Annotated in this window: 12 protein-coding genes; 4 read left to right on the top strand and 8 right to left on the bottom strand. The window is 46.1% G+C overall.

Annotated features, from left to right (window positions below):
• Positions 1-213: 213 nt before the first annotated feature.
• Together thrS and C161_RS09145 are read right to left on the bottom strand one after the other, a co-directional pair.
• A complete protein-coding gene (gene thrS, locus C161_RS09150; RefSeq protein WP_036669815.1) occupies positions 214-2,151 on the bottom strand; it encodes a threonine--tRNA ligase in 1,938 nt (645 codons plus the stop codon).
• Between the two features lie 415 nt (positions 2,152-2,566).
• Positions 2,567-3,511 (bottom strand): putative sporulation protein YtxC, encoded by a 945-nt coding sequence (locus C161_RS09145; RefSeq protein WP_124113713.1) that lies wholly within the window; start codon positions 3,509-3,511, stop codon positions 2,567-2,569.
• 180 nt (positions 3,512-3,691) lie between these two features.
• Between C161_RS09145 and C161_RS31470 the strand changes: the two genes are divergently transcribed.
• From C161_RS31470 to C161_RS09125, 4 genes are all read left to right on the top strand, one after another.
• The gene (locus tag C161_RS31470; protein WP_051447154.1) at positions 3,692-4,096 is read left to right on the top strand and encodes a hypothetical protein; all 405 of its coding nucleotides are present in this window, start codon (positions 3,692-3,694) and stop codon (positions 4,094-4,096) included.
• 294 nt (positions 4,097-4,390) lie between these two features.
• Complete coding sequence (locus C161_RS09135) at positions 4,391-4,885, top strand: cation:proton antiporter regulatory subunit (RefSeq protein WP_036610059.1); 495 nt, start codon at positions 4,391-4,393, stop codon at positions 4,883-4,885.
• Positions 4,886-4,889: 4 nt separating this feature from the next.
• Positions 4,890-6,128 carry a cation:proton antiporter gene (locus tag C161_RS09130; RefSeq protein WP_036610060.1) on the top strand — a complete coding sequence of 413 codons (1,239 nt, stop codon included), beginning with the start codon at positions 4,890-4,892 and terminating at the stop codon, positions 6,126-6,128.
• Positions 6,129-6,241: 113 nt separating this feature from the next.
• A complete protein-coding gene (locus C161_RS09125; protein ID WP_051447155.1) occupies positions 6,242-7,147 on the top strand; it encodes a YitT family protein in 906 nt (301 codons plus the stop codon).
• An 85-nt stretch (positions 7,148-7,232) separates the two neighbouring features.
• On the opposite strand, the gene C161_RS09120 is transcribed toward C161_RS09125, so the two are convergent.
• From C161_RS09120 to metA, 6 genes are all read right to left on the bottom strand, one after another.
• Positions 7,233-8,246 (bottom strand): zinc-binding alcohol dehydrogenase family protein, encoded by a 1,014-nt coding sequence (locus C161_RS09120; RefSeq protein WP_036669813.1) that lies wholly within the window; start codon positions 8,244-8,246, stop codon positions 7,233-7,235.
• Complete coding sequence (locus C161_RS09115; RefSeq protein WP_036669811.1) at positions 8,243-9,220, bottom strand: aldo/keto reductase; 978 nt, start codon at positions 9,218-9,220, stop codon at positions 8,243-8,245. The genes C161_RS09120 and C161_RS09115 overlap by 4 nt, the downstream gene beginning before the upstream one ends.
• Before the next feature lie 233 nt (positions 9,221-9,453).
• The gene (gene mqnC / locus C161_RS09110; protein WP_036670972.1) at positions 9,454-10,590 is read right to left on the bottom strand and encodes a cyclic dehypoxanthinyl futalosine synthase; all 1,137 of its coding nucleotides are present in this window, start codon (positions 10,588-10,590) and stop codon (positions 9,454-9,456) included.
• 241 nt (positions 10,591-10,831) lie between these two features.
• A complete protein-coding gene (locus tag C161_RS09105; RefSeq protein WP_036669808.1) occupies positions 10,832-12,004 on the bottom strand; it encodes a trans-sulfuration enzyme family protein in 1,173 nt (390 codons plus the stop codon).
• Positions 12,001-13,188, bottom strand: coding sequence for a PLP-dependent transferase (locus tag C161_RS09100; RefSeq protein WP_036669806.1), 1,188 nt, complete (start codon positions 13,186-13,188; stop codon positions 12,001-12,003). Before C161_RS09100 ends, C161_RS09105 begins: the two co-directional genes overlap by 4 nt.
• Positions 13,189-13,212: 24 nt before the next feature.
• Positions 13,213-14,130, bottom strand: coding sequence for a homoserine O-acetyltransferase MetA (metA, locus tag C161_RS09095; protein WP_036610071.1), 918 nt, complete (start codon positions 14,128-14,130; stop codon positions 13,213-13,215).
• Positions 14,131-14,323 lie beyond the last annotated feature (193 nt).

Genomic DNA, 14,323 nt, shown 5'->3' with positions numbered 1-14,323 from the left:
GTATTTGTTTCTTTTGAATTGAGAATTGCTTTTTCATTGTATAACCTCCCCCTCACTGCAAAGGTTTTCCAAAAAGCAATTAATCTATACTTTTTACTGCAAACACTACGAAAAAACGCCTGAATAACATAGGTCAATCCCATGTCATTCAGGCGTTATTCAGAGTGATCAGCGCAACTTATGCACTGGTTATCTGATAAATCATTTGTTCATTTATACCAAACGTGTTGCAATTTCTTCTTTCAATTGAGCGATAATTTCATCGACCGGTTTCATGCCCAGATCGCCTTCTCCACGCTTACGCACGGATACCGCTTCTGCATTACGCTCATTCTCACCAACAACAAACATATAAGGCATTTTCTCCAGCTGCGCCTCACGGATTTTATATCCAAGCTTCTCGTTCCGCAGATCGGCTTCAGCAGAGATTCCCGCACGTTTCAGTTTCGCTTCCACTTCACGCGCATAATCGTCGAAGTTTCCGGATACCGGAATCACTTTCGCCTGAACCGGAGACAACCACAGCGGGAAAGCTCCTGCAAAGTTCTCCAGCAAGAATGCTGTGAAACGTTCCATTGTACTAATTACCCCGCGGTGAATAACGACTGGACGATGTTTCTGTCCGTCATCTCCCACATATTCAAGTTCAAAGCGCTCAGGCAACAGGAAGTCCAGTTGAACCGTAGACAATGTCTCTTCTTTGCCCAGGGCTGTTTTGATCTGAACATCCAGCTTCGGACCGTAGAACGCCGCTTCACCTTCTGCTTCATAGAATGGAAGGTCAAGCTCTTCCACAACTTCACGCAACATACGTTGGGACATTTCCCACATCTCGTCATTCTGGAAGTATTTCTCAGTATCCTTCGGATCACGATAGGACAGACGGAAACGGTATTCGTTGATACCGAAATCCTTATAGACTGTTTGAATCAACTCGATAACACGAGCGAACTCTTCTTTGATCTGATCCGGCCGTGCAAAAATGTGTGAGTCGTTCAGTGTCATTGCACGTACACGATGCAGACCTGTTAACGCCCCCGACATTTCATAACGGTGCATCATACCAAGCTCGGCAATACGGATTGGCAGATCACGGTAGCTGTGCATGCTGGACTTGTACACCATCATATGGTGAGGACAGTTCATTGGACGGAGAACAAGTTCCTCGTTATCCATAACCATTTTCGGGAACATATCTTCCTGGTAGTGCTCCCAGTGTCCAGATGTTTTGTACAATTCCACGTTACCCAGAACCGGTGTGTATACATGCTGGTATCCCAGGCTTTCTTCCAGATCCACAATATAACGCTCCAGAGTACGGCGCAGCTTCGCACCGTTAGGCAACCAGATTGGCAAGCCTTGACCGACCAGTTGGGAGAATGTGAACATTTCCAGCTCTTTACCCAACTTACGGTGATCCCGTTTTTTAGCTTCTTCGAGGAAGTGCAAATGCTCGTCCAGCTGTGCTTTTTTCACAAAAGCCGTACCATAGATACGTTGAAGCATTTTGTTTTTGCTATCTCCACGCCAGTAAGCACCCGCGACATTCATCAGTTTGAACACTTTGATTTTGCTAGTTGATGGTACGTGAGGGCCACGACACAAGTCGAAGAATTCACCTTGCTCATAAATCGTAATCACGCTGTCCGCTGGCAAATCACGAATCAACTCAAGTTTGTAAGGATCGCCCACTTCTTCGAACGTTTTGATCGCGTCCTCGCGGCTAACTTCCTTACGTACAATTGGCAAGTTCTCGTTCACAATACGTTCCATTTCCTTCTCGATCTTTTGCAGATCTTCAGGATTGAGCGCATGTTCGAGGTCCATATCATAGTAGAAACCATCTTCAATGACAGGGCCGATACCGAGGCGTACCTCTTGGTTACCATATAAACGTTTCACTGCTTGAGCCATCAAGTGAGCTGTACTATGACGCATCACTTCAAGTCCTTCTGGTGAATCCAGAGTGACGATCTCCACCAATGCTCCCTCATGAAGTGTTGTGGACAAGTCCACCACGATACCATCCAGCTTGCCGGCTACGGCATTTTTGCGCAATCCGCTGCTAATTGAAGCGGCTACGTCCTCAATGCTGCTGCCATCCGCGTACTCACGTACTGAACCATCCGGTAATTTAATGTTCACTGCCATTTGTTTCATTCCTCCTGTTAATGTAACCTTCGTGTCCAGATATTTATGGACTGATTATCTATTGCTATTCCAGTCATTTTGCAAAGGAACGCAAAAAACACCCGTCCCGGCAAAGGGACGAGTGTTATATACTCGTGGTTCCACCCTAATTCAGCTGATTCATCCATATTCGGAAATACAGCCCTCATTGGCATGACGATAACGGGCATGACCCGGCAGATCCTTACTCGCGGATAATCCCCAATAAAGGCGATATTCTAACTCCACTTTCAAAATTGCAGCTACAAAGGGGTAAACCATACGTGATATCCGGAGGAAATTTCAGCCTAGGTTCCTCTCTCTGCACCGATCTTGCGTGTGGTTGTTGTCTTTGTCAACGCTTTTGGTTCAATGGTTCACATGAAAAATTCATGGATCAACAGTTATTATAATTGCCGAGATCACTTGCGTCAAGACCTGTCAACAATCCTGAGCGCAGCACTTCGCATTCCGGGCAATGATGACATATTTGCACTTTGTCTTCAAAGATCTGGCATATGGTCGAGATGATTGGCAGATCCGGGGTGCGTGTATGGAGCATGACCTTCTCAGGAGAGATTGAGATGAGTGTACTTACAATCATATCTTCAATATCCATCTCCAGTTCCAGACCCGGCATTTCCACAACGACCTGTTCATCCTTTTGCACGGGTAACAGATTAAGTCCAGCATCCAGGACCTGAAATTCATGCATTCCCTTGTGTACAAGATGAACCAGAGGTACTTTGGCTTCTTGAAAAAACACAAAATATTTCAACAGCCCCATAAACTCTTCATACTGCCGATCCATCCAGAACTCATCCAGCGCATACTCCACTAATTCCTGAAGCTCCTGCTTATATGGCCGTATGCGGAAGTTGATAATGCCTTCAAGGTGAAAAAAGTGAACATCCTCCAGGTCCTGCCGTAGTCCACTGGCTAACGTAGTACGACGGCGCTCTCGAAGTCCGGGCTGATCCAGATCACCATTTAATAGAAGTGGCATGCAGATTCGATTGACCTTTTCCACCTCATGCTCATCCATGACAGAACACGCCTTGGCGATCATATCCTCCACCATGCTCCGTTCTTGTGTCTCCATAATGAAGTCGGCGAGTCCAAGGGAGAGCAGATCACTGATCCGGGGAAGCCATTGCTGGAAGTCTTCGTGATTCTCATTCCCTCTGCACACCCAGGTTGCTCTTCCATCATTATGTTTGAAGGTGAGCCGAAATCCTCTTTTACTTATATGTAAACCTTTGGTTTTTTCCTTGACACAACGATAAAATTGATCCGCTTCCTCTTGCCCCGATACATCGGTCCATACAGCAAACAGTTCCACAAGAATCACTCCTTTCCTTCCTGTTCAAAGTATATGGCAAGGCCGATGGGGATATACGAAGCGGATTGATGGAAAGCGTGTCATGATTTCTCAGTATATTATAAAGAGGTTTGGAGTTAAGACAAAAATGTGTTATTATTTTAATAACAGTATATTTCACGGGAAAGGAGGGAAGCCAGAATGAGACAACAACCTAGAATACTCCACTACACTATCATTATCATTTTGTGCGTTTTCCAAGCCTTGTGCTTCCCTATTCCGATGCAGTCCGAATCTGCCGTTGGGGTGTCTGTAGAAGCAACTTCCAACAAGGAAGTGCTGTTGCAAATACCCGAATCCCAGCAGAAACCTGTCATTCGCAAATATCCACAAGTTATGTCCAAGCTGATTGCGGTTACGCATAATAAGCCTGTCTTTCTTGTCCTCGCATTGTTATTGATGCTGCGAATCCCTACAACGGGTCTGTCCTTTAAACCGTGGTATTGTCTGTTTAAACGCAGATTATTTCTGCTACCTATTAAGTTTACCAGCATGTATGTATCCCTCACCCCTATAGCACCAAAATACGTGAACGCTCTTCACTAGCCGTTACGACGTATTTACAGGTTGCTTTTGCATGAAGACACCTCTGTAATTAAAGACGGTGCGCTTGTGCATAACTTATAACCCTTTTAGCACACGTTAGATAAACCCATGTTTATGACAGTACCTATTTTTGTTGTACCCACACCGACAAATTCAAATCATATGGCTGTGTCAGGAATTTCTGGCTCTGTTTACCCGCATCTTTTGATGTTCCCTTGAGCAGCAGATTAATCATTTTCGGGAAATAAGCCTGTCTTCTATGGCCAGCCCCTAATTATAAGGAGGCAACAATCCATGGATGTACGCGAAACAGACTTGCCGGGAATCGGCAAAAAATTTCAGATTGAAACAAGCAGCGGTGATAAAATTGTCATTATTATTCACGATGACGGTCGCCGGGAAATGTACCACTTCGAGTATGATGATCCCGATCAAAGCATCTCGATGATCACACTTGACGATTACGAAGCACGACAGATTGCTGCTATTGTTGGCGGATTAACTTACAAACCAAAACAGCTTGAAAATATTGAAGTGACGTTTGACGACCTGATTATCGAGTGGTACAAAATCGAACCATCCTTCGGAAGTATCGGTAAATCCATCGGTGAATTGGACGTACGTCAAAACTCTGGGGCAACGGTTATCGCCGTTGTAGAGAAAAATCACAAAAAACATATCAGCCCAGGTCCGGAGGTAGTTATCAGTGCAGAATCCACGGTGGTAGCCGTTGGCGAACGCAATCAGCAGAAACTGTTTAAATCCCTCCTCCTGACTGGAAGGGGGTAAATAGATGGATCATTTGATATTCGAAGTAGGTCTGGCCCTTGTGCTTATTGCAGCAGCCGGCCTTTTATCGGCAAAACTAAGATTTTCGGTCGTTCCATTTTATATTCTGATCGGGATGGCCGTGGGGCCACATGCCATGAAAATCTGGCATCTGGACTTCCGTTTTATTGAGAGTCAGCCTTTTATTGAATTTATGGGTCGGATCGGTATCCTGTTCCTTCTCTTCTACCTTGGACTTGAATTCTCGGTAGGTCGTTTAATTAAATCGGGTCGCTCTATTGCAGTTGGCGGCTCGATCTACATCGGCATTAACTTTACGCTGGGATTAATATTCGGTTTTGTGTCCGGTTTCCCAGTTGCAGAAGCACTTATTATCGCAGGTATAACTACCATCTCTTCCAGTGCCATTGTGGCCAAGGTACTCGTTGATTTGAAACGAACGGCCAACCCGGAAACAGAGATGATATTGGGTATTATTATGTTCGAAGATGTATTCCTCGCTGTATATATCTCGATCTTGTCCGGACTTGTGCTTAGTGATTCATCCTCCATCGGAGGCGTCATCATGTCCGCACTTATTGCCCTCGGATTCATGCTTATCGTGATTATCCTTGGACGCAAAGCAACACCGCTACTAAACAAATTGCTTAAAATTCGATCGAATGAACTATTCTCTCTCGTTGTATTTGGAGCCTTGTTCCTGGTAGCTGGTTTCTCTGAAACTATTCATGTTGCCGAAGCGATTGGTGCATTACTGGTTGGTCTGGTGCTTGCTGAAACAGAACATGCGAAACGGATTGAGCACTTGATTCTACCGTTCCGTGACTTCTTCGGAGCCATCTTCTTCTTCAGCTTTGGATTGTCCATTGATCCGTTGTCCTTGGGTGGCGATGCCGTATGGTTAGCTCTGATTGCAGTTGTTATTACATTGTTCGGTAACTTCCTGGCGGGTATGCTGGCCGGGCGCAGTGCAGGACTTTCACCCAAAGCATCGGCGAATATTGGATTAACCATTGTGTCACGGGGTGAATTTTCCATTATCTTGGCCAACATGGGTAAAGCCGGGGGACTGTTGCCAATGATTCAACCGTTTGCCGCGCTGTATGTCCTAATTCTGGCCATTCTGGGTCCTTTATTAACCAAAGAGTCCAAACATGTATTCCGTTTATTGGATAAAATATTCAAGTTCAAAGATCCTCGGAAAAAGAAAGAAGAACCAAAGGTGCTGCAGAAAGAAGGATAACACCTATGTCTGTACAGAACAGACATACTAACGTACTTCGCGGCTCTTACGCCGATCTTTCTGTGACTAACCCAGGGAGAATGGCTCGAAAGCCGCACTAAGGAGGATGACCTATGAAAGCACCTCTGATATCGGCTAATCCGGTGCCAAACACCGCCAAGACCAGGATATCGTCTACCCGCCGCTGGTTAAACCTGTTTCTCGTTATTGCGGGCGGAATTCTGGCCTCCGTGGGACTTGAATTGTTCTTACACCCCAATAAGATTATTATTGGAGGCATTACAGGCATTTCCTCACTCTTCGCCCACTGGACCGAAATGAGGATTGGATTGTTCCTATTTTTATTCAATGTGCCGTTTATATTTCTGTCTTACAAGATTGTGCAGAAGAAATTTGTACTGGTTACTGTTCTAGGTCTGGTTGTCTTTTCGATCGGTGCCATTGTGCTTCATCCCATGCCGCCACTTGTAGAGCATCCGCTGGCTGCCGCCATGTTTGGCGGATTATGCCTCGGACTCGGAATTGGGCTCGTCGTACGGTATGGCGGGACACTGGATACGCTGGAAATCGGTGATCCGTCTTCCCGCCCACCTGAACGTGTGTTTAGCGGAAAACGGATGCTTATCGAAAAAATAATCATGCTTCTTAACTTGTTGATACTGACAGCCGCTGGTGTTGTCTTTGGCTGGGACCAAGCGATGTATTCCGTAATCGCCTACCTTATTGCTTATGAAATGGTGTACATTGCGTTCAGGGGCTTCTCTTCCAAACGCAAAGTATGCATATTGACCACACAAAGCTCTCAAGTTGAAAAAGCTGTACGCAAACGGCTACGCCGTGAACCTGGAATTCTGGAAGCCACTTCTGACTCAACACAACTCGCGATGGCGGAAGGATGGATCAGGCAAATCCCGGGTGCACTTTATTATGAGGTACATGTGCTGGAGATGATCTGGTTGAAGTCCATTGTGCGTCACATTGATCCACATGCGGGTATTGTAACGAATCCGGAAAAATAAAAAAACGCTCTCTTACCCTATGGATGAACAGTATTGTCCACCAAGGTCAGAGAGCGTTTTTTTCTGTTATTATAATTAATTGTTATTATAGTTCAACGATGGCTTTGACTACATGTGAATCTGGCAAAAGCCATTGGTCTATTGCCGTAGGTAGCTCATTAAATTCCACTCGGTGTGTGATGTACCCATCCATACTTAGTTTCTTTTGACGCAAGGTCGACAGGACCTGTTCAAAATCTTCACGGGTTGCGTTTCGACTGCCCAGGATACTCATCTCCCGCTTGTGAAATTCGGGGTCATGAAAGGTAATATCCGCTTTCACCAGTCCAACAAAAATGAGTTGACCACTATGCGCCACATATTGAATGGCCTCATTCATGGAATTCACGTTACCTGTTGCATCGAAGACAGCTGTAGCATAGTCGCCTCCCGTAATTTCAGCCACTTGTTGTACAGTATGTTCATTGGCCTGTACTAGGTCATCCGCTCCAGCCCAAGTCCGGCTAAGCTCCAGCCTGTCCAGATTACGATCAACGGCAATAACACGCGCTCCAGCCTGTTTGGCGAATGCCATCACACCCAATCCAATGGGGCCAGCTCCAATCACAACCACATGCTCACCAGGTTTAATTCCTGCTCTTCTGACGGCATGGGCTCCAATGCTTAATGGTTCTACCATTGCCGTCTCATCCAGTGTCAAACCCTCTGCTGAGAGCAGATGTGAGACAGGCACGCTGATTTTTTCTCTCATGCCTCCGTCTACGTGCACACCCATGACTTGCATGGACGCACAACAATTGGTTTTTCCACTGCGACATGCAATACAGTGACCGCAGTGCAGATACGGAATAATACTTACCTGATCCCCAGGCTGTAACCCAGCCTCGTTCGGACCGATTTCTTCAATAACAGCCGCCAGTTCATGACCCAGAACACGAGGATAGGTAAAGAATGGCTGATTGCCTTTGTACGCATGCAGATCCGTTCCACAGATCCCAATCCGCCGAATGGCAACCAACGCCTCTCCTTCTGCTCGTTCTGGTTGAGGCAGGTCCTGGAGCTTCAATTGATCTATTTCTTCACATACAATGGCTCTCATCGTTGCTCCCCCTTGGATGCTTCTGCTGACGTGTTGCTTGGCTTCGTATTATATTCAGGTCGTCCGCTTGACCATGTCTCGTTATGCAATGGAGCCAGAATGCGCAGCACTTCATCCAGCAGGCTCTGATCCAACGGTTCCTCTATCCAGGCTGCATTATTGAGGATATTGCGATGGCTGGCACTGCTCACCAGTGTTGTCGGAATTCGTTCATTCGATGTGGAGAATTGCACGGCCAGCTTGGCAATGTCACTACCTTGTTCTGCACAGAAGCGGGCAGCCTTCAGGCAGAGCTCTTTCACCCGATTGTCTGCCGGATGCCAGGCAGGAGCCCCTCGGGTACTCAACAAGCCCATAGAAAGAGGCGAAGCATTGACGAGGCCAATTTCTTTTTTTTCCAACAGGGGCAATAACGATAATAATGAGGTATCATTCAATGAATAATGACAATACGAGATGATCGCATCCGCATCGATCTGTGGCAGAACCTTCTCGAACAACGGTAAGGGCAATCCACAAATGCCCGCATGTCGTATAACTCCCTGCTCTTTCAGACGCAGCAACGTTGGAAAGGCTTCTTCTACGATGATCTCTGCTGGCACAAATTCAATATCATGCAGGAACAGAATGTCGATATAGTCTGTATGCAGTCGATCCAGGCTCTCTTGCACGCTATCCAGAATCCGCTGACGTGAATAATCAAACTCATTTTCCCCATACCGTCCGGCTTTGGTTGATAACATATATGAACTGCGCGGCAAGCTACGGATGGCTTCACCCAACACGGACTCCGCTTTTGTCAGCCCGTAGTAAGGCGAAACGTCTATGTAATTCATCCCCGCATCTACGGCTGCATGTACAGTGCGAATCCCTTCGTCCCGGTCAATGTCACGAAATACAGAACCGAGTGAGGATGCTCCAAAACTCAATACAGGTACGTCCAGTTCCGTCTTGCCAAGTATTCTTCTCTTCATCGGTTTAACCCCTTCCAGCGTGTCTGACTACACAAGTTCCCTTTCATTGTAACAGTTCAATTTCAATATAAAATATCGCCAATTGCGTAACATGTACTGTTTGATGACCTCGAACCGCAGAAAGAAATCAAAAAACCCGCCGTCTCTCCAAACGGAGTAGTCAGCGGGCTTGGCTTCATAAATACTTATCTAACGATCAAAGTTTATAAAGAGTAGTATTGAATTAATTAGAATTAGTTCTGCATTACGAAATCTTCATGTACGGCATTCTCTTCGTCGAACATGCGCACAATCTCGTATCGGGTGTTACGTTGTGCCGGGATATAACCGGACTCCCGAATCAAACGGAGAATGGATTCAATGTTAACTTTATATGTTGCACCAGCAGCAGATACAACGTTCTCTTCAATCATCGTGCTACCGAAGTCATTACAGCCAAATTCAAGCGACTTCTTACCGATCTCAGGACCCATCGTTACCCAAGAGGATTGAATGTTCTTGATATTATCAAGTACTAGGCGGCTGATGGCTACAGTCTTCAAGTACTCTTCTGGAGTCTGACGCTCCAGCTTGAGGTTTGTATTATCCGGCTGGAAAGTCCAAGGAATAAACGCCAGGAAACCTTCGGAGTCATACTTGTTCGCAATACATTCGTCCTGAGCTTCACGTACACGGAGCAAGTGTAATGCACGCTCTTCCATCGATTCACCAAGTCCGATAACCATCGTTGCCGTGGTGTTCATACCGATGCGGTGTGCAGTTTGCATAACGTCCATCCAATCGCGCCATGAGCCTTTCAAGCGGCTAATTTTCCGACGTGTGCGGTCATCCAGAATTTCGGCACCGCCACCAGGCAAGGAATCCAGTCCAGCTTCGTGAATGGCACGAACAACTTCTTCCAATGTAAGGCCATCGGATACTTCAACCATTTTCATAATCTCCGCTGGGGAGAAAGAGTGCATCGTGATGTTTGGGAAACGCTCTTTGATGGCTTTCAACAGGTCTGTATAATAGCTGAAAGGCAAGTTTGGATTCGTTCCACCTTGCATCAAAATCTCGGTACCATTCACATCTTCTGTTTCCTGAATCTTCTGGAAAATAACTTCGTCTGGAAGCACATAACCTTCATCCGAACCAGGTCTGCGGTAGAAAGCACAAAAACGGCAGTACACATCACACACGTTTGTGTAGTTGACGTTACGCCCAATTACAAATGTTCTGTATGGTTCAGGGTGCATGCGTTTCACAATGACATTAGCAGCTGCCCCGATTTTGTCCACTTCATTGGATTCAAATAGCTGAATCGTGTCTTCCAAGTCCAAACGTTCGCCCCGAAGGGCTTTATCTAAGATACGGTCTACCGTACTCATCGTAAAAAAGCCTCCCTCATGAAGAGAAATTATATAACGATCCGTCCCAACTTGTTCAAGAGAAGCAAGTTCTGGTGGCAACATCGTATTTCTGTACTCCACATATCGTAACACAGGTTACATGTGAAAAAAAGCACCTTATGTACAGGTGCTTTAAAAATAAGTAAAAATTTTTACATATGGAAAAGAATTAGTTCGAGATTAAGTGATACGCATCGGCGTATTCGGGCATCCACTTTTGTTAGGATTCCTGAAGTGCTTGTTCCAAATCTACAATGAGATCTTCGATATCTTCCAGACCTACGGAGAAGCGCAGCAACCCATCTGTAATGCCACGGTCACGGCGAACCTCAGCCGGCATTGCCGCATGAGACATCATCGCTGGGTAGGACAGAATACTCTCCACAGCTCCCAAGCTTACAGCAACAATAGGTAGCTTCACCCGGTTAAGAACTGCTTTTGCACGATCACCTGAACCGACGTCAAAAGAAACGACAGCTCCATATCCTGTGGACTGGCGCTCATGTGCCTCACGGCCCGGATGATCCTCCAGTCCAGGGTAAAAGACAGCAGTAATATCACTGCGCTCATTAAGCCATGCCGCCAGTTTGGCTGTGCTCCGTTCACTATGAGCCATGCGAGCACCCAAGGTTTTCATCCCGCGCATCAGAAGCCAGGATTCTTGTGCCCCCAGTACAGTTCCAAGTCCATTTTGCAACTGTTTCAGTTGTACGCCAAGTGATTCCGTGCGAGCAACCGCTAACCCTGCCAGTACATCACTGTGACCTCCGAGAAACTTCGTAGCACTATGTACGACGATGTCCACACCAAGCTCAATTGGACGCTGATAGTACGGTGTCATAAAGGTGTTATCCAGAATTGTGATCAGGTCATGTTCCTTCGACCAGTCAGTTACGGCAGCGATATCCGTAATTCGCAGTGTAGGGTTGGACGGTGTTTCCATATAAACTGCCTTAGTGTTTGGCTTGAGTGCCGCTTTTACTTCATCTATATTGGTCATGTCTACAAAGGTTGTCTCGATCTGCATACGGCTTAATATGGAAGTAAGCAAACGATACGTACCTCCATATACGTCTTCCGTTACAATCATGTGATCCCCTGCAGAGAACATCATGAACACGCTTGAGATCGCAGCCATCCCCGAAGAATAGGCAAAGCCTCGTGCGCCGCCCTCCAGCAATGTGATGTAATCTTCCAGAGCCTGACGTGTCGGATTACCCGAACGACTGTAATCATGTTGAGGCGGATTGAAGATATCAAAATGATGGAATGTTGATGCTTGGTAGATCGGTACACTGGAGGCTCCAGTCGTTTTGTCAATCTCATCGCCAAAATGGAGCAATTTGGTATCAAATTTCAACTCGGAATTGGGCTTGTTGTTGGACTCACTCATGAGTGCACGCCTCCTTCCACTTCCTGTTGTGCAGCTGTCAGAGCATTGCCGAGATCTGCAATCAGATCATCCGCATGTTCAATGCCTACGGAGAACCGGAGCAAACGGTCATCCACACCTACGGCTTCACGAATTTCAAGCGGAATATCCGCATGAGTCTGTACTGCCGGATAAGTCATGAGTGATTCAACTCCGCCGAGACTTTCGGCAAAAGCAATGAGTTGGATATGACGTAGCAACGGTTCAACATAACGTGCATCCTTCACTTTGAAAGAGAAGATACCTGTGTTACCCGTGGATTGTTTGTTCTGTATCTCATACCCCGGATGATCAGATAGACCTGGATGATACACTTCAACCACCGCTGGGTGCTCAAGCAAGTATTTAGCAATAGTAAGTGCATTGTGCTCATGACGCTCCATGCGAAGAGCCAGCGTTTTCATACCTTTCATCAACTGGTAGGAGTCACTTGGAGATAATACCGCTCCAATGGAATTATGCAGGAACGCCATCTCAGCAGATAACGCCTCACCTTTGGTAATAATTAGTCCGGCGAGCACATCATTATGTCCGCCCAGATATTTGGTAGCGCTATGAATGATGATATCGGCACCCAGTTCAATCGGACGTTGGAAAAATGGAGTCAACAACGTGTTGTCAACAATGGTCAACAGGTTGTAACTTTTCGCCCAGGAAGCAACGGCTTCCACATCGGTGATCATCATCAGTGGGTTGGTTGGTGTCTCAATAAATACAGCTTTTGTATTCGGTTGACGAACCTTCTCCAGTGCTGCCAGGTCATTCGTGTCCACATAACTTGCAGTTACGCCGAAACGGGACAGAATACGTTCCAGCAGACGATAGGTTCCACCATACAGATCCAGCGATACAATCAGATGATCCCCTTGACCAAACATGGCGAAGATCGTTTGCAGCGCGGCCATTCCCGAGCTACAGGCAAACCCTGCATCACCGGACTCCAGCGCTGCGGCGGCTTCTTCCAATACTTTACGGGTTGGATTAGTCGTACGAATATAATCAAACCCCGTGCTTTGTCCAAGCTTCGGGTGGCGAAACGCAGTGGATTGATAGATCGGAAAGTTAATGGCGCCTGTTACCGGTTCATTAATGGACCCAATTTGTGCTAAGCGGCTTTCGATTTTCAACTTGTTGTTGTCTTCCATTGCTGCATCCTCCTGTAATCTCGATTAGATTTGCGGGCCAATATCGTAAGGTGTTTCTTGATACACATAGTAATTGAGCCAGTTAGAGAATAATAAGTTGGCATGAGCGCGCCAAGTAGCTGGTGGCACACGAGAAGGGTCGTCATTCGGATAATAATGCCTAGGCAATGCGATATCCAAACCTTTGGCTGCATCCCGGTCATACTCCCACTTTAATGAGAACGGGTCATACTCGGCATGTCCTGTGGCAAAAATCTGTTTGCCGTCTTTGGTAGCAACCAGGAAGATCCCCGCTTCCTCAGATTCAGCCAAAATCTCTAAATTCTCATTCTTTTCAATATCTTCGCGTCTCACTTCCGTATGACGGGAATGTGGAACGTTGAATACTTCATCGAATCCACGCAACAATGGAACATGTGGTTTATTGATGGTATGTGGGAAAACGCCAAAACACTTTTCATCAAGTGCAACCTTGGGTACGTCAAAATGATGGTATAAACCTGCCTGGGAAGCCCAACATATGTGGAGGGTTGAAGTCACATTGGTTTTAGTCCATTCGAAGATCTCCTGGATTTCATTCCAATAGTTCACGTCTTCGAAATCCATCTGTTCCACCGGGGCACCCGTAATAATCATTCCATCGAAACGGCGGTGCTCAATCTCATCGAAGGTTTTATAGAACAGATCCAAATACTCCTGAGACGTATTCTTCGACGTATGGGATTTGGGATGTACGAGAACGACATCCACCTGAATAGGCGTGTTTCCCACCAGACGAAGCAATTGTGTTTCGGTCGTTTCCTTTGTGGGCATCAGGTTTAATATAGCGATACGGAGTGGACGAATATCCTGCTGATATGCAGAAGTTTCATCCATGACGAAGATATTCTCTCCTTCAAGTACTTCTTTTGCTGGTAGAGTATCGGGTATTTTGATTGGCATAGTAAGTCTAACTCCTCCTTGTGCATAGATAGATGCAGCCACCCTTGGCTTGATGTCTTCACATCAATACAGTTATAGACTGCCTTGAGCTTGTAAAAACATTGAATTGCTCTTTCATCCAACGTTACAAACAACCTCAAGTTCCTTAGCGAAAATCACTGCTGAGAAGTCGGGGCATATGACAAAGACCTTC

This window comes from Paenibacillus sp. FSL R5-192 (genome assembly GCF_000517845.1).
Taxonomy (GTDB): Bacteria; Bacillota; Bacilli; order Paenibacillales; family Paenibacillaceae; genus Paenibacillus; species Paenibacillus amylolyticus.
This window is presented reverse-complemented; position numbering and strand designations above follow the sequence as displayed.

What these genes read in the sequence shown, in the direction of transcription:
- C161_RS31470 (WP_051447154.1), top strand. Translation starts at nt 3,692, where the DNA reads ATGAGACAACAACCTAGAATACTCCACTACACTATCATTATCATTTTG.
- C161_RS09100 (WP_036669806.1), bottom strand. Translation starts at nt 13,188, where the DNA reads ATGGAAGACAACAACAAGTTGAAAATCGAAAGCCGCTTAGCACAAATT.
- metA (WP_036610071.1), bottom strand. Translation starts at nt 14,130, where the DNA reads ATGCCAATCAAAATACCCGATACTCTACCAGCAAAAGAAGTACTTGAA.
- C161_RS09135 (WP_036610059.1), top strand. Translation starts at nt 4,391, where the DNA reads ATGGATGTACGCGAAACAGACTTGCCGGGAATCGGCAAAAAATTTCAG.
- mqnC (WP_036670972.1), bottom strand. Translation starts at nt 10,590, where the DNA reads ATGAGTACGGTAGACCGTATCTTAGATAAAGCCCTTCGGGGCGAACGT.
- thrS (WP_036669815.1), bottom strand. Translation starts at nt 2,151, where the DNA reads ATGGCAGTGAACATTAAATTACCGGATGGTTCAGTACGTGAGTACGCG.
- C161_RS09125 (WP_051447155.1), top strand. Translation starts at nt 6,242, where the DNA reads ATGAAAGCACCTCTGATATCGGCTAATCCGGTGCCAAACACCGCCAAG.
- C161_RS09105 (WP_036669808.1), bottom strand. Translation starts at nt 12,004, where the DNA reads ATGAGTGAGTCCAACAACAAGCCCAATTCCGAGTTGAAATTTGATACC.
- C161_RS09120 (WP_036669813.1), bottom strand. Translation starts at nt 8,246, where the DNA reads ATGAGAGCCATTGTATGTGAAGAAATAGATCAATTGAAGCTCCAGGAC.
- C161_RS09115 (WP_036669811.1), bottom strand. Translation starts at nt 9,220, where the DNA reads ATGAAGAGAAGAATACTTGGCAAGACGGAACTGGACGTACCTGTATTG.
- C161_RS09130 (WP_036610060.1), top strand. Translation starts at nt 4,890, where the DNA reads ATGGATCATTTGATATTCGAAGTAGGTCTGGCCCTTGTGCTTATTGCA.